We start from the raw sequence: 15743 nt of genomic DNA, 5'->3' as shown, positions 1-15743 counted from the left end.
ACATCATTTTTTTGCATTTTATCTTGTGATTCCTCGAGATCAGTCATCTGTTGAAGATTGATGCTTGAATTGCTGTTCCACATGCTTACGGTAATGAAAGTCATGAATCAGCCGGATCGTGGGCCTGATTAACAGCAGCAAGCTTCCGATCGCAAACAGCCAAATCCCTGCCGACATTAATCGGTCATAAAAAAAGAAAAAGCTCCCGACGAGAAACAAAGCACCAATAATAAAATCGTTTACTGTATAAAGAATCTTATATCGTTTTTTGAAAAAAAGCTCATATCGTTTCAGCTCTTTTTGGATGTCACGTTCTTCATTTACTGTCACCATCATCCCTCCATTCTATTTTGGCTTACCCTTACGTAAACGGAATGTAAACATAAGGGCTGCCTTGCTGAAAGGAGACATAATCAACGATTTTAAGCAGTTAGAATACTCTTCTGTTTGAATGTTTAGTTATAGTCGCAAGATCTTCCTTCAAAAACCAGAGGCAATTAGTAAAAAAGAGATCCCATAGAATCTCTTTTTTTACGATTTCATCGCCTGAACAATAAGAGCAGTCAAAGCTTTTGCCCCTTTAGGAATCAAGTGAACACCATCAGGGGTAAAATATTCTGGATGCTGAAGAGCTTCTGTATGCCAGTCAACTAACGTAACATTTTGATGTGCGCTTGCCTGGTGTTGTAAAGATTCATTAACCTTGCTTTCCCATTGGCGGGGAACCCGTGTATTGACAAGATAGATATGAGCTTTTGAGAAAGATTGAAGCAGTTGTTCGATTTGGCTGTTTGTAAAGTAGCCATTGGTTCCAAGCTCAATGATGACAGCCTTGTTCGGCTGATTAAAAGACTTGTATTCCCTTGCGAGTTCCAAAGCTTGAGACATTTGTCTCCCCACCTTTCCATCAATCGTCACATGTGAGAGTGACTGACGCAGGTGTGAAGAAATATCAAGCATGACGGAATCTCCTATAGCTAACACCTCTTTCGCAGTGTCTGCTGGTTTTTTCGCCTGTTGAGATTGCGTGTCTTTCTTTTTATGAGTCTCTTGCCCACTATCTTTGTTTTCCTTTTGACGTTGATCGGATTCTGTTGTCTTTTGTTCAGGATTGTGTTTTTTATCTGCTGCAGCATTCTTTTTATCCCCAGAAGCCAGGCTGGTGTCAACATTTGTTTCTTGTGAGCTATATGTCCATTTGGTAGGGTGCTTTTGCTCTCCGGCTAGCCCAGACAGCCCGCCTGCAAAAATAAGTATAGCGAAAATGACGAAACCAATTGACATTTTGCTGATGACAGATGTCGTTTTCCATTCCTTGATTCTATGTATCAAAACACGGCGGAAAAATGACCTAAATCCCTGTGTCCGTATCGGCTTCTCAATAAAAAGATAGGAAAGCTCGGCAAGTATACATGTCACAATGACCTTTAGCACGATATGCCAAAAAACAGGGTTTCCGATTTCTTGAACTGGCGTGCTTAACACAATAACAGGGTAATGCCAAAGATAAATTCCGTAAGACCTCGTTCCAAGCCACCGAAGCGGCCTCCATGAAAGCAGATTGCCTAAAAAGCTGCTCGGATGGCAAACACATGCAATAAGGATTGCGGCAGTCACGCTAATGAATAGCATTCCGCCTCTGTAAAGAAAAGGCTCGTATTCATCTGTGAAATAGACACACAACACTAAAATACAAAATGCCGAAAATTCAGTGGCGTGCAAAGTGTGCTTCAGTTTGCTAGGCAGCCTGTTGGAAGACAGCCTTTTCATCGGCCATACCAAAGCCAAGGCACATCCGATGAGAAGTCCAAACGAACGAGTGTCTGTGCCATAGTAAACGCGGCTCGGATCTCCGCCAGGTTCATACAGTACGCTCATCATCACGGCTGAACAAAGCGCAAGCAATGATATCACCGCAGCCAATCTGGCGCGGCTTTTCATTATGTACATTCCAACAACTAAGAACATCGGCCATATGATATAAAATTGTTCTTCAATCGCCAGCGACCAAAGGTTTTTTAGAGGTGATGGGGAACCGAAACTATCAAAATATGATAGCTTGTGAAATATAAACCACCAATTGCTCATATAAAAGAGAGAAGAGATCGCATCTCCACGTAGAGTGTGCAATAGTTCTCGATCAAACAATACGACCCACACAACAGTGGAAAAGATCATAAGGTACGCTGCCGGCAGAAGCCGCCGAATGCGGCGCACCCAAAAGTCCCGAAAATCAAGATTGATATCATTTCCATATGCCGGTAATAGAATAGATGTAATCAAATATCCGGATAAAACAAAAAAGATATCAACTCCGATAAAACCACCGTTAGCCCAATTGAAATTTAGGTGATAAGCGATAACTGAAAGGACGGCAAAAGCGCGAAGGCCATCAAGTCCAGGGATGTATCGATGATGCTGTGTCTTGTGATACATGGGTATTCCTCCAATAGTATGCAAATATTCTCGTTGTTTTTGATAGCGAGGTTACGACCTCGAATAGAGAAGAGAGAAAACATCCATGATCTTAGATGGATGTTTTTATTTTATCGAATATAACGTTCTCCCATGAGCAAGTTTGAAATGACGCTGGTTGGAATTGTAAACTCGGTAACGCCCATATAGCCGGGGGCGACTTCATATTCGTCAAATGAGATCACAAGTTTATGGTCTTCAGTAATGTAAAACGTCTGATCAGGAAGAATCGTTTTGAACGGTTCTGCATCTTCGTCAGTGAGCCAATATATTTTATTTGGATCTTCCTTCATTTGCTGTTTCATTTGTTCTTTGATGTTTTGACTGATGACTTTGATATAGCGCTCATCTTTGAATAAGCTTTTTAATGTAAGTAAAATATCATTCTTTTTGTCAATTGTAATATAACGGCTTTGTGTGTAGGAAGATGCTTGTGTTTTTTCAATATTGCGCCGGATAGAGAGTAAATCTGGCGTGTCTGTGACCGTCTCGTAATCACTGTAGATGCTGAGATGCCCTTTTTTGTTTTTGGATGTGGACTGTATAAACTCTTTATACAGCTGCTGGCTTTCTTTCAAGTATTTCTGGTTAATGCTGTTTTCAAGCTCTTTATTAGAAAGCCCGGACAAAGCAGGTGTTTTGACATCAATGCTTGATTGGTCTTTTTCCTCTTTGATTTCAATAAAGGTGATCGCTTTGACGATTTTGCCGATGACAGGGATCTTTGACATAGCCTGAGCAGCGTCAGGGTTGATATTAACAAGCGCAGTGAATAAAATAGCTGCAGCGATTGCTGCTGATGTCGGCCACATGACGATTCTTTTCTTTTTTGGTTCTTGCTGAAGGGCTTTTTCAACAATGATATCCAATTCTTTAGGAATCTGAACATTTTTATATTCTTCTCTTAATTGCTGTAATCTCTTATCCATTAAGAAAGATCCTCCTTCGTCAACTGAATGCGCATCAGCTTCAATGCTCTGTATAGGCGCGTTTTGACGGTATTCGTGTTTTCTCCTGTAATTTCCGCAATTTCTTCTAATTTGAGGTCTTCAAAAAAGCGTAAAATAATAATGGTTTTATAGCGGTACGGCAATTCGTCAAGCGCTTCATGGAGATCAGTATCCTTGTAATGGTCTTCCTTTCCTTTGCTTAAAAATTCTATCGTTTCGTCGTCCATCACTCTTATCTTTTTTTGTTGGCGCAAAAAATCAATGGCTGTCCGTACTAAAATTTTATAAAACCAGCTTTTTATCGTCTCAGGGTTTCTGACCGTTTCAACTGAGCTCAGCGCTTTTTTTATAGATTCCTGAACAATATCTAATGCGTCATCTTGATTTTTTACATAACTGAAAGCCAACCTGTAGAAATCTTGCTTATGGTCAGTTATACATGTGACAAGCAACGCTTTTGTTGTTTGTTTTTTCTTCATTGCAATAAAGGGCTCCTTTTTGAATATACGTATATCGTAGGCTGTTACCTAGGATAGACGCGGCAGGCTGAAAAATAGTTTGCGCAGAATTGCATTTTTTTAAAAGAGAGAAGTAAATCAGCAAGGGGGAGTTTTATGCATAAAAAAACACGGCTTGTTTTGTACAAGCCATGTTTTTGGGGTAAGAGATGCGAAACATTATTCCAAATAATGTTTTTTGAAATCTGAATGGATAGAAAATTTACGGCGCAACTGGATGAGATTTTTCCCGAAGCTCTCTTCTAAAAGCTCTCTATGCTTTTTCAGAATTTCCATGAGGTACAGATCATGAATGATCACTTCAGTAATAGGCATGACTAAACCTACATGCATCGTCCATGCAGCACGGCTGTCGTTGCCAAGTGAGACAATGCCCGCTACTACTTCTGAATCATCTCCGCTATAGACAAGCCACCGTCCGTCATACTCTTCTGTAATTTCACTGCTCATATCATGAAGGTAAACATTGGCAAAATCAGATACGATGTCTCCGTACGCAATAATGGTGACAATAACGCCTTGATCTGCCGCATGTTTGAGCTCTGATTCTATCTCCTCAAAATCCTCTTTCCATATTTCTAAGAGGATTCTTTTTTTGGCAGATAAGATACAAGCCTTCACCTTTTCAAGAATTTCACTGCGGCCGGTGATATTCCAGATGTTTTCCCGGTCATTTGCGGTCTCCTCGAACTTTTCAAAATATTTCTCAGCCTGATCAAAATGCTCTTCCGCTTTGAGCCGGCGGTTTTTAATCAGTTCTTTTGCGGGGACTGGAACATACTGAGGCGTATTTCCATGACTGACAAAAACATCTCCCCTTATGACAAGGCTTTCCAAGACTTCATAAATTTTAGAACGGGGAACTCCGGATTTTTTGGCAACGGCATAGCCTGTTAAAGGTGATTCTTGCAATAATGCCAAATACGCTTTCGATTCATATTCTGTAAAATTGAGGTTTTTTAAAATGTCTAACATATTTTCTTTCATATATCCTCCAATATAAAGAGCAATCGCTGCCTTTGTAATCGCTATTTTAACAAACCATATTGATTTATTCCAAACTGATTGATACACTTTTATAAGTAGTTACTTTTGTAGTCACTAAATTATTGAGGGGATTTTTTAAAGGGGGAGAGAACAGTGCACAGCTTACTCGCATACATACCAATCGCTGCCATGATGGTTATCATGCCGGGGGCAGATACGATGCTTGTGATGAAAAATACGCTTAGGTATGGTCCGAAAGCCGGCCGTTATAACATTCTCGGATTGGCAACAGGACTTTCCTTTTGGACGGTGATTGCCATTTTAGGGTTATCAGTGGTGATCGCAAAGTCAGTAATTCTTTTCACAACGATCAAATATTTGGGAGCGGCATACTTAATTTATTTAGGTGTGAAAAGTTTTTTTGCTAAAAGTATGTTTTCGTTAGATGACATGCAATCCCAATCAAAAAATATGGCAAGTTCTCTGAAACGGTATTATAAAACTTCCTTTATGCAGGGTTCACTCAGTAACATTCTCAATCCTAAAACTGTTTTGGTGTATGTTACAATCATGCCCCAATTTATCAATTTGAACGGAAATATAAACCAGCAGCTCATCATTTTAGCTTCAATCCTAACCTTATTAGCGGTGTTGTGGTTTCTGTTTCTTGTTTATATTATTGATTACGCGAAAAAATGGATGAAAAACTCGAAGTTCCAGAAAGTGTTTCAAAAAATTACCGGAATAATATTAGTAGGTTTCGGCATCAAAACTGGTTTGAGTTAACACTTAAATGAAGTGAATGAAATTTGAAACCAAAGTTTAATTTAGTGTTTGGCCCTATAAAAAAGACAAGGGAGTGAGTATCCCTTGTCTTTTTTTTTATTTCATCTTATGTCCTCTGCGGGTTTGCACCTTATACAAAATAATCAATAAAACAAACCAGACCGGGGTTACAAACAAAGCAATACGTGTATCATTCGCCAGTGCCAATATGACAAGAATGAACGCGAGAAATGCAAGTGTTAAATAGTTGGATAATGGGTAAAAAGGCATTTTAAATTTGTTTGCTTTCGCTTCATGCTGCCTTGTTTTTCGATATTTCAAATGGCAAATCACCGTGATGCCCCAAATAAAAATGAAGCATATTGTAGAAACACTTGTAATCAGTGTGAAGACTTGCTCGGGCATTAAATAATTCAGACTAACGCCAATCAGAATGGCGACGGATGAAAAGAACAGCGCATTGCTTGGCACGTTAGAAGAAGTTAATTTCTTTAATAGTCCAGGTGCGTGATGATCCTTTGCAAGTGAATAGACCATTCGGCTTGTGCTGAATAAAGCGCTATTTGCAGCTGACGCGGCTGATGTTAATACAACAAAATTGATCAAACTGGCAGCCACAACGATGCCTACTGCAGAGAAGACCTGAACAAATGGGCTTTCGTTTGGATTCAACACATTCCAAGGATAGATACACATAATCACGAAAAGTGCGCCAACATAAAAAAGTAAAATCCGGACAGGGATTTGATTGATGGCTTTAGGGATCACTTTTTGGGGATTTTCTGTTTCACCTGCTGTCAGTCCAACAAGTTCAATACCCACGAAAGCGAAGACGACCATTTGGAACGATAGGATAAACCCATGCCATCCATTTGGGAACATGCCGCCGTGGCTCCAAAGGTTGGTGAGGCTGGCAGGGCCGGAAGCTGCGGAAAAACCTTTCGCAATCAGGAAAATGCCAGTTACGATCAGAGCCAGTATGGCAATGACTTTGATCAATGCAAACCAAAATTCTAATTCTCCGAAAAGTTTAACGGTGGCAAGGTTCATGATCAGCAGGATAATAAGCGCAAGAAGACCCGGCAGCCATTGAGGCACATCGGGAAGCCAATATTGCGTATAAATGCCGACCGCCGTTAAATCAGCCATCGCGAGGGAAATCCAACAGAACCAGTAGGTCCACCCAGTGATAAACGCTGCCATGTTTCCTAAATAGTCCCTTACAAAATCAACAAAAGAGTGGTATCCCGCATTTGATAAGAGCAGTTCTCCGAGCGAGCGCATAATGAAAAAGCAAAATACGCCGGTGATCAAGTAAGCAAATAAAATGGATGGTCCTGCAAAATGGATGGATTTACCTGAACCTAAAAATAACCCTGTACCGATTGCACCCCCAATCGCCATTAATTGTATATGCCTGTTTTTAAGGCCTCTAGACAATTTCTGTTGCTGGCCAAAATTGTCTTTACTAGAATTGCCTATCAATTTTATTTTCCTCCAGTAATAAAAAGATGAGTAAAGTTTTATCGGATATTATAACATTTAAAAGAATAGATACTTTTATTTTTAAATTTTAAAACTATTTTAAGTGCTGTTACATGTCTTCTGGCTCTATTTTTCACTCGTGATTCTACCTGAATAGCAGAGTAAAACAGGAAAGTCATTTGGACAATCTGACAGACTAGATCGGTAACGATTTGTATAATTGCATACCCACTATGATTGAGGCCTGCATGGGGGATCAAATCGAGAATCGGAGATAAAGTTTTTAGATTCCTTAACCTTCAAGGTGGATTGCAAAAATGACGAAGTTTTGCAAATTGTAATACTGCGGCGGTCACATAGAGTGTCCGTCTTTTTAGTTGTGAACGAACTTAAGGGGTTATATTTGGGTAATTTGTCCTGATCTATAAGATTCATTTTTTGTCATTGATGATTTTGACATCATTACATTCCCCAAGAATGATAAACTGTTTACTGATTATTACTTTTGAAGGGGACTGGCCCTCAAGAACTGCGAATCTATCATACTAATATGAGATGCAAATGATTCAAAATGTAAACATATACGCATAAAAGCCAGCTTTGTCAATCTGCTATAGAGACCTTTTTAAACGTGTATCAGCAGATAATCTCAACGCGGACTATAAAGTTTCGAAATATTCTTGTTAATGGCTTATCTAATAAGGACAAAGGATGATAGACGTGAGAAGAAAAGATAAAATATACCATCAGCTCATGCATAATTTTCATGATTCAACCTTAGATCATCTTTTAAAAATACAAGGGAATTCAGCAAAGGAAATTGCCGAGCAGCTGAAAATGGAGCGGTCCAATGTCAGCTTTGAATTGAACAATCTTGTCCGGTCCAAAAAGGTCATCAAAATTAAAACGTTTCCTGTAAGATACATCCCAGTCGAGATAGCAGAAAAATTATTCAACAAGAAATGGGATACAGAGATGATGGAAGTGAAAGACCTTCAGGCGTTTTCCGGAAATTCAAAGCAAAATCATCAACACATTTCCACGAATCCCTTAGAGCTTATGATAGGGGCAAAAGGGAGTTTGAAGAAAGCGATCTCCCAGGCAAAAGCAGCTGTCTTTTATCCGCCGAACGGTCTGCATATGCTCCTCCTAGGGCCGACTGGTTCCGGTAAATCCCTTTTTGCGAACCGAATTTACCAGTTTGCCATTTACTCTGACATATTGAAGGCCGGCGCACCATTTATTACATTTAACTGTGCAGACTACTACAACAACCCTCAATTATTGCTTTCTCAATTATTCGGACACAAAAAAGGTTCATTTACAGGTGCTGCCGAGGATAAGGCAGGTTTAGTCGAACAAGCCAATGGGGGCATTCTTTTTATGGATGAAATCCACCGTCTCCCTCCCGAGGGACAAGAAATGCTGTTTTATTTTATTGACAGCGGTTCTTATAACAGGCTTGGAGAATCTGAACATAAACGAACATCGAATGTATTGTTTATTTGTGCGACTACAGAAAATCCGAGTTCTGCACTATTGAAAACGTTTTTGCGAAGAATCCCAATGACCATTCATATTCCTTCACTTGAAGAACGATCGCTTAAAGAAAGAGTAGATTTGACGACGTTTTTATTAGGGAAAGAAGCAGAGCGAATTAAGAAGAATCTGAGTGTGCATATCGATGTCTATAATGCGCTTATTCATTCTGCGAAATTTGGGAATGTCGGACAGCTGAAATCAAATGTCCAGTTAGTTTGCGCACACGGATTTTTGCATAACCTTGACAGAAATGAGGTTATTGAACTGACTGTTCGCGATCTGCCTGATGAAATCAAGCAAGAATGGATGTCCAGCAGCAAAAACATGCAAAGAAGCAAAGCCATTTCTGAATATGTCAATATTACAACGATTATCTCTCCGATTGTAGAAGATGAAACAACAAAAATTGACGAAGACCTCTCATTTAACTTATATCATTTGATTGAGGAAAAAGTGAAAACGCTTATGAAAGAAGGTTTATCCAAAAAGGATATTAACCAATACATCTTGACTGATGTCCATTTGCATGTCAGAAGTTTTTTTCACCATCAAGCTTTTCAAAAAGACAACCTGCTGACATTCGTTGAAGATGATGTGATTCAAATGACAAAACAGTTAAAAGAAATAGCTGAACATGAGCTGGATTGCACATTTGACCGTAAGTTTATTTATTTCTTGAGTATGCATATTGACGCATTTTTAAAGCGAGGAAAGCAAATTGATGTTTTGAATACACAGGAGACGGATGAAATTCGTGATACTCATGTGAAAGAATATCGGGTGGCGATGATTTTTAAAGATAAAATTCAGGAATATTTTAAAGTGGCTATTCCTGAAATAGAAGTCATCTACTTAACGATGTTAATCCATTCCATCAAATCGTTAAAGGAGAACAAAAGAGTCGGTATCATCGTGGCTGCTCATGGAAACAGCACGGCGAGTTCGATGGTTGAAGTCGCGACAGAACTGCTAGGGAGCACGCCGATTGCAGCAGTTGACATGCCGCTTTCTGTTTCACCTTCGGACATTATTGAATGCGTAGCGGAAAAAATGAAACAGGTTGATGAAGGTGAAGGTGTTTTAATGCTGGTAGATATGGGGTCGCTTGCAATGATGGAAAGCAGGCTGGAGGAAAAGACAGGCATTTCCATCAAAACGATCAGCAATGTTACGACTTCAATGGTGCTGGATGCTGTCAGAAAGGTAAACTATTTGAATTTAAATTTGCATGCGATCTATCAATCGGTCACGAAGGATTTTATCGAGTTGTGGGAGCGTCAGCCAGCGGCACCCGGCAAAAAGAAGGCATTGGTATCCATCTGCACGACGGGCAGCGGAACGGCCAAAAAGCTGGAAGACATTCTAACCACGATCGTAAACAAGGCCTCCGATACCCCGATTCACATATTGACCGTATCATCGATTAAGCTGGCCAACAGCATAAAAGAAATCGAAAAAGAGTATGAAATCCTTGCGACAGTCGGAACGAAAGACCCTAAAATCAATGCTCCGCATGTATCTTTAGAAGTGTTAATTGAAGGGGAGGGAGAGAAGCTGATTCAACAGGCGATTACAAAAGGAAGCATCCCCTTGAGCAATGGATTGAACGAAGCAAATATTATTGTCAGGGAGCTTTGCGAGGATAGTCTGAAAAAATACCTTGTCTTCTTGAATCCTCATCATGTGATCGAAATGTTATTGGAGTGGCTGCAAACCGTTCAAGATGAGCTGGGAGTCATTTTCAATAATGCGGTTTTGATCAAAGTCATTATGCACACGGCTTTCGCCTTTGAAAGGGTAATTAAGCAGAATCCGATCGCTTTCTCGGAGGAAGAAGAGATCAATGATCAGCTGAAGGAAATGGTGTACGTGACAGAGCGGACATTAGCCCCTTATGAAGAAAAGCTCGGACTTCGCATAAGTGATGATGAAAAATTATTTATAGCCGCCATATTTGCTGAAGAAGTGCATGGTCAGCTGTTTTAAAAATAGTTTTTTTATATGAACCTGTATTAAATGGAATACCATTTTAATACAGGTTTATTTTTTTCGTTTTAAGTGTTTCAACAACAAATTGCTATTGGCTGAAATAACAATGAAAACGCTTAACACAACTGTGTTGGCACGATCCTTGCATTATATATGGATGTACAAAACAGGAAAGGAGCAATAGATATGATTTCAGTTATTATCAGCGGTCATGGAGATTTTCCCATAGCATTAAAAGAATCTTCAGGGATGATATTCGGTGAAGAAAATAACCTGATTGCAGTGCCGTTTTTTAAAGGGGAAGGAATACAAACGCTGCAAGAAAAATATCATCAGGCGCTCAAGGATATCCCGGAAGAACATGAAGTGCTTTTTTTAGTCGATATTTTTGGAGGGACGCCATATAACGCGGCAGCTTCCTTTATTGCTGAGGATCAAAGAATGGATATGGCAGCCGGCGTAAACCTGCCGATTCTGCTGGAGGTATTAAGCCTGAGAGAACATCTGGCTCTCAAAGATTTGCTGAACAACTTAAAAGCAATGAGTCAGCAAAGCTTTCAAGTGTGCAGTGAACATTTAGAAAAAGTAAAAACAGCCAATCAAGATACAAGAGAGGATGAATTATGATGAACATTGTGTTAGCAAGAATTGATGACCGCTTTATTCACGGCCAAATCCTGACAAGGTGGATAAAAGTCCATGCAGCCGACCGAATCATCGTTGTCTCCGACGATATTGCTCAGGACGAAATGAGAAAAACGCTGATCCTTTCTGTTGCGCCTTCAAATGTAAAGGCGAGTGCCGTCTCGGTTTCTAAAATGGCAAAAGCATTTCATAGTCCGCGCTACGAAGGGGTAACGGCAATGCTCTTGTTTGAAAATCCGTCCGATATTGTATCTCTTATAGAAGCAGGTGTACCGATCAAAACCGTAAACGTGGGGGGAATGCGTTTTGAAAATCATCGCAGGCAAATCACAAAATCAGTCAGTGTCACAGAACAAGATATAAAGGCATTTGAAACATTAAGTGACAAGGGCGTGAAACTGGAATTGAGGCAGCTGCCTTCAGATGCCAGTGAGGATTTTGTACAGATTTTACGGAACGTAACAAAATAATCAAGGGGATGAGAATATGTCTTCATTACAAATTATTTTGTTGTTAATCATTGCAGCAATCACCGGAATCGCAAGTGTATTGGATGAAGGGCAGACACACCGTCCGCTTGTGGCCTGTACGTTGGTTGGCTTGGTGCTCGGGGACTTAAAAACGGGAATTATTCTTGGAGGCACACTGGAGCTGATGGCGCTCGGCTGGATGAACGTCGGGCTTGCCATGGCACCTGATACAGCGATCGCCTCTGTCATCTCAACCATTTTAGTTATTACAGCTGATCAGGGAATTGGCGAAGGGATTGCTGTCGCTGTTGCTTTAGCAGCTGCGGGTCAGGCGCTGACGATTTTTGTTCGGACGATCACTGTCTTTTTCATCCACCGCGCTGATCAATATGCAAAAGCAGGAAATATAAAAGGAATTGAAATTATGCATATTACCGCGATGGTGTTTCAAGCTTTGCGCGTCATGATTCCTACATTGATTGTTGCTTTAATTAGTGTCAGCGCTGTTCAGGCGTTCTTGGGAAATATTCCTGATGTCATTACAAAAGGACTGCAAATAGGCGGAGGCATTATTGTGGTTGTCGGGTATGCCATGGTGATCAATATGATGAATATTCCTTATTTAAAGCCATTTTTCTATATTGGTTTCTTATTAGCGGCGTTTACCGATTTTAACTTAGTGGGATTTGGAGCCCTTGGTCTCTGTCTGGCGCTTTTATACCAGCAGGTAATGCAAAAACAAAGCGCTCACGGAGCAGTCGCGGCCGCATCAGACAGTGGCAGTGTTGCTGTTTATGATGCCGATGATGATCTTGATGCCTAAACGATGAGGGGGGAAGAAAAAATGGAGAAAGAAAAACGATTAACGAAAAAAGAAATTTTCAGCATGTTTATTCGTTCAAATTTTTTACTCGGTTCCTTTAACTTCGAACGTGTGCAGGCAATGGGATATTGTTATGTCATGATACCGGCGATCAAAAAATTGTACGGTCCCGGAGCGAAAAGAAACGAAGCCTTGCAGCGGCATTTGGAATGGTTTAATACACATCCGTGGCTGACAGCGCCTATATTTGGCGTGACGGCAGCCATGGAAGAAGAAATGGCGAACAATAAAGGAATTGACGGAAAAGCGATAAGCGGAATGAAAATCGGTTTGATGGGACCAATAGCGGGCGTAGGCGACCCGATTTTCTGGGGAACGATTCGTCCTGTCTTAGCTGCGCTAGGAGCCTCCCTTGCTTTAGGAGGAAACATTGCCGGTCCTTTGCTATTCTTTTTCTTGCTGAATGCCATAAGATTAAGCACAAAATATTACGGATTAAAGTATGGCTATGTGAAAGGAATGGAGATTCTTCAGGATTTAGCGGGGAATCGCATTCAAAAGCTTACAGAGGGCGCTTCGATTCTCGGATTATTTGTTATGGGGGCTCTCGTGTCCAAATGGACCACCATCAACATTCCAATCGTTGTATCCAGGATTAAGGATGAAAGCGGAAAAGTAGATGTTCAAACTGTACAAAACGTGTTAGACAGCATTATGCCGGGTGCGCTGCCTCTCGGATTAACGTTATTGGTGGCATGGATGCTTCGCAAAGGGGTGAACCCTCTTCTCATTATTTGCGGCATCTTTGTCATCGGGATTCTCGGGTATTGGGCTGGATTCTTAGCATAAGCTGTGTGAAGGAAAAAGAGAGAAACTGCAGCAGTCTTTTCATATATAAATCATTCGGATAACAGCGAAACAGAGGAGAATTGCCAGAAACGGACCAGCTTGCTTAGCAGTCTCTCTTGAAAGTGTTCAAACATGAAGAGAGGAGCGAAGGAACAAATGAAAAAGAGACTTATTCAAGTCATGATCATGTTCACCCTGCTGTTGACTATGGCATTTTCGGCAGATGCAGCCGATTCAAGCTACTATGATGAGGATTACCGTCCTCAATACCACTTCACACCAGAGGCAAACTGGATGAATGACCCAAACGGAATGGTATATTATGCCGGGGAATATCACTTGTTCTATCAATACCATCCATACGGGCTTCAGTGGGGGCCCATGCATTGGGGGCATGCCGTCAGCAAAGATTTGGTTACATGGGAACACCTTCCTGTTGCGCTGTATCCGGATGAAAAAGGCACGATCTTTTCTGGAAGCGCAGTTGTAGATAAAAATAACACAAGCGGTTTTCAAACAGGCAAAGAGAGGCCGCTTGTGGCCATTTATACACAGGATCGGGAAGGCCATCAAGTGCAAAGTATTGCCTATAGCAACGACAAAGGAAGAACATGGACGAAATACGCTGGCAACCCTGTCATTCCAAACCCTAAAAAAGATTTTCGCGATCCAAAAGTCTTTTGGTATGAGAAAGAAAAAAAGTGGGTAATGGTGCTTGCGGCCGGTGACCGAATCCTCATTTATACATCAAAAAATCTGAAGCAGTGGACGTATGCAAGTGAATTTGGACAGGGTCAAGGAAGCCACGGGGGAGTATGGGAATGCCCGGATTTATTTGAGCTTCCGGTAGACGGCAATCCGAATCAAAAGAAATGGGTCATGCAGGTCAGTGTCGGAAACGGAGCGGTCTCGGGAGGATCAGGCATGCAATATTTTGTAGGGGACTTTGATGGAACTCATTTTAAAAATGAAAACCCGTCAAACAAAGTTCTCTGGACGGATTACGGCAGAGACTTTTATGCCGCTGTATCCTGGTCCGATATTCCAGCCACAGATAGTCGGAGACTATGGTTAGGGTGGATGAGCAATTGGCAATATGCGAATGATGTTCCGACATCCCCATGGAGAAGTGCAACGTCCATTCCAAGAGAGTTAAAATTGAAAGCGTTTACCGAAGGGGTTAGAGTGGTCCAAACACCAGTGAAAGAGCTGGAAACCATTCGTGGGACCTCTAAGAAGTGGAAGAATCTGACCATATCGCCTGCAAGTCATAATGTGTTAGCAGGGCAATCTGGAGATGCCTATGAAATAAATGCAGAATTTAAAGTAAGCCCTGGTTCAGCTGCTGAATTTGGTTTTAAGGTCCGAACAGGTGAAAATCAATTTACGAAGGTCGGCTATGACCGAAGGAACGCCAAATTGTTCGTTGACCGGAGCGAGTCGGGCAACGACACCTTTAATCCGGCCTTTAACACCGGAAAAGAAACAGCCCCATTGAAGCCGGTAAATGGGAAGGTTAAGATGCGCATTTTTGTTGACCGCTCCTCGGTTGAAGTATTTGGGAATGACGGAAAGCAGGTCATAACGGATATTATTCTCCCAGACCGATCAAGCAAAGGGCTTGAATTATATGCTGCAAAGGGCGGTGTAAAGGTAAAATCTTTAACCATACACCCTTTAAAAAAGGTATGGGGAACGTCACCTTTTATGTCCAATATGACTGGCTGGACGACTGTAAATGGCACGTGGGCCGACACAATTGAGGGGAAACAAGGGAGGTCGGACGGAGATTCCTTTATCTTGTCTTCAGCATCCGGGTCAGACTTCACTTATGAATCTGATATCACCATTAAGGATGGAAACGGAAGAGGGGCAGGAGCACTAATGTTTCGCTCTGACCAAGATGCCAAAAACGGTTATCTTGCCAATGTGGACGCGAAGCATGACCTGGTGAAATTCTTTAAATTTGAGAACGGTGCTGCTTCTGTCATTGCTGAATACAAAACACCGATAGACGTTAATAAAAAGTATCATCTGAAAACAGAGGCCGAGGGCGATCGCTTTAAAATCTATTTAGATGATCGTCTTGTGATTGATGCAAATGATTCCGCATTTTCAGAAGGCCAATTTGGCTTGAATGTGTGGGACGCGACTGCTGTCTTTCAGAATGTAAAGAAGGAGTCTTAATTTTAAAAAAGGCACAGACCCGAACAGTCTGTGCCTT

15 protein-coding genes are annotated in these 15743 nt (G+C 41.1%); 8 read left to right on the top strand and 7 right to left on the bottom strand.

Annotated elements, in window-relative coordinates; translation table 11 throughout:
- Positions 1–39: 39 nt before the first annotated feature.
- From MHH79_RS13800 to MHH79_RS13780, 5 genes are all read right to left on the bottom strand, one after another.
- Positions 40–330, bottom strand: a complete 291-nt coding sequence (locus tag MHH79_RS13800; protein ID WP_015483489.1) for a YrhK family protein — start codon at positions 328–330, stop codon at positions 40–42.
- Positions 331–531: 201 nt separating this feature from the next.
- Positions 532–2436 (bottom strand): peptidoglycan O-acetyltransferase OatA, encoded by a 1905-nt coding sequence (gene oatA, locus MHH79_RS13795; protein WP_063335506.1) that lies wholly within the window; start codon positions 2434–2436, stop codon positions 532–534.
- 110 nt (positions 2437–2546) lie between these two features.
- A complete protein-coding gene (gene rsiV, locus MHH79_RS13790; protein WP_100506512.1) occupies positions 2547–3404 on the bottom strand; it encodes an anti-sigma-V factor RsiV in 858 nt (285 codons plus the stop codon).
- Positions 3404–3904, bottom strand: coding sequence for an RNA polymerase sigma factor SigV (gene sigV, locus MHH79_RS13785; protein ID WP_340034658.1), 501 nt, complete (start codon positions 3902–3904; stop codon positions 3404–3406). The genes rsiV and sigV overlap by 1 nt, the downstream gene beginning before the upstream one ends.
- Before the next feature lie 198 nt (positions 3905–4102).
- Positions 4103–4930, bottom strand: coding sequence for a TrmB family transcriptional regulator (locus MHH79_RS13780; protein WP_015483488.1), 828 nt, complete (start codon positions 4928–4930; stop codon positions 4103–4105).
- A gap of 153 nt (positions 4931–5083) precedes the next feature.
- Here MHH79_RS13780 and MHH79_RS13775 point away from each other — a divergent pair, with 153 nt between their 5' ends.
- Positions 5084–5716, top strand: a complete 633-nt coding sequence (locus MHH79_RS13775) for a LysE family transporter (RefSeq protein ID WP_340034657.1) — start codon at positions 5084–5086, stop codon at positions 5714–5716.
- 96 nt (positions 5717–5812) lie between these two features.
- On the opposite strand, the gene MHH79_RS13770 is transcribed toward MHH79_RS13775, so the two are convergent.
- Together MHH79_RS13770 and MHH79_RS13765 are read right to left on the bottom strand one after the other, a co-directional pair.
- On the bottom strand, positions 5813–7201 hold the full coding sequence (locus MHH79_RS13770; RefSeq protein WP_015483487.1) for an amino acid permease: 1389 nt from the start codon (positions 7199–7201) through the stop codon (positions 5813–5815).
- Positions 7202–7239: 38 nt separating this feature from the next.
- Positions 7240–7380: a hypothetical protein gene (locus MHH79_RS13765; RefSeq protein ID WP_121517033.1), complete on the bottom strand. Its 141-nt coding sequence runs from the start codon at positions 7378–7380 to the stop codon at positions 7240–7242.
- Positions 7381–7921: 541 nt separating this feature from the next.
- Between MHH79_RS13765 and levR the strand changes: the two genes are divergently transcribed.
- The 7 genes from levR to sacC all read left to right on the top strand — a co-directional run bounded on the left by levR (position 7922) and on the right by sacC (position 15706).
- Positions 7922–10729 carry a transcriptional regulator LevR gene (levR, locus tag MHH79_RS13760; RefSeq protein WP_063335503.1) on the top strand — a complete coding sequence of 936 codons (2808 nt, stop codon included), beginning with the start codon at positions 7922–7924 and terminating at the stop codon, positions 10727–10729.
- Between the two features lie 189 nt (positions 10730–10918).
- Positions 10919–11359, top strand: a complete 441-nt coding sequence (gene levD / locus MHH79_RS13755; protein ID WP_003246144.1) for a PTS fructose transporter subunit IIA — start codon at positions 10919–10921, stop codon at positions 11357–11359.
- Positions 11359–11847: a PTS fructose transporter subunit IIB gene (levE, locus tag MHH79_RS13750; protein WP_004399158.1), complete on the top strand. Its 489-nt coding sequence runs from the start codon at positions 11359–11361 to the stop codon at positions 11845–11847. The genes levD and levE overlap by 1 nt, the downstream gene beginning before the upstream one ends.
- Positions 11848–11863: 16 nt before the next feature.
- Positions 11864–12670 carry a PTS fructose transporter subunit IIC gene (gene levF / locus MHH79_RS13745; RefSeq protein ID WP_063335502.1) on the top strand — a complete coding sequence of 269 codons (807 nt, stop codon included), beginning with the start codon at positions 11864–11866 and terminating at the stop codon, positions 12668–12670.
- 21 nt (positions 12671–12691) lie between these two features.
- Complete coding sequence (gene levG, locus MHH79_RS13740; RefSeq protein WP_003229834.1) at positions 12692–13519, top strand: PTS fructose transporter subunit IID; 828 nt, start codon at positions 12692–12694, stop codon at positions 13517–13519.
- 116 nt (positions 13520–13635) lie between these two features.
- Entirely contained in the window at positions 13636–13767 is a 132-nt protein-coding gene (locus MHH79_RS13735; protein ID WP_223497671.1) for a hypothetical protein, read from the top strand.
- On the top strand, positions 13706–15706 hold the full coding sequence (gene sacC, locus MHH79_RS13730) for a levanase (protein ID WP_340035161.1): 2001 nt from the start codon (positions 13706–13708) through the stop codon (positions 15704–15706). Before MHH79_RS13735 ends, sacC begins: the two co-directional genes overlap by 62 nt.
- The last annotated feature ends 37 nt before the right edge of the window (positions 15707–15743 follow it).

The organism is Bacillus sp. FSL K6-0993 (genome assembly GCF_037977205.1).
Classification (GTDB): domain Bacteria; phylum Bacillota; class Bacilli; order Bacillales; family Bacillaceae; genus Bacillus; species Bacillus subtilis.
This window is presented reverse-complemented; position numbering and strand designations above follow the sequence as displayed.

Excerpts from the sequence above, each read along its gene's own strand:
- levD (WP_003246144.1), top strand. The coding sequence starts at position 10,919 with ATGATTTCAGTTATTATCAGCGGTCATGGAGATTTTCCCATAGCATTA.
- sacC (WP_340035161.1), top strand. The coding sequence starts at position 13,706 with ATGTTCACCCTGCTGTTGACTATGGCATTTTCGGCAGATGCAGCCGAT.
- sigV (WP_340034658.1), bottom strand. The coding sequence starts at position 3,904 with ATGAAGAAAAAACAAACAACAAAAGCGTTGCTTGTCACATGTATAACT.
- levF (WP_063335502.1), top strand. The coding sequence starts at position 11,864 with ATGTCTTCATTACAAATTATTTTGTTGTTAATCATTGCAGCAATCACC.
- MHH79_RS13780 (WP_015483488.1), bottom strand. The coding sequence starts at position 4,930 with ATGAAAGAAAATATGTTAGACATTTTAAAAAACCTCAATTTTACAGAA.
- rsiV (WP_100506512.1), bottom strand. The coding sequence starts at position 3,404 with ATGGATAAGAGATTACAGCAATTAAGAGAAGAATATAAAAATGTTCAG.
- MHH79_RS13765 (WP_121517033.1), bottom strand. The coding sequence starts at position 7,380 with ATGACTTTCCTGTTTTACTCTGCTATTCAGGTAGAATCACGAGTGAAA.
- levG (WP_003229834.1), top strand. The coding sequence starts at position 12,692 with ATGGAGAAAGAAAAACGATTAACGAAAAAAGAAATTTTCAGCATGTTT.
- levE (WP_004399158.1), top strand. The coding sequence starts at position 11,359 with ATGAACATTGTGTTAGCAAGAATTGATGACCGCTTTATTCACGGCCAA.
- oatA (WP_063335506.1), bottom strand. The coding sequence starts at position 2,436 with ATGTATCACAAGACACAGCATCATCGATACATCCCTGGACTTGATGGC.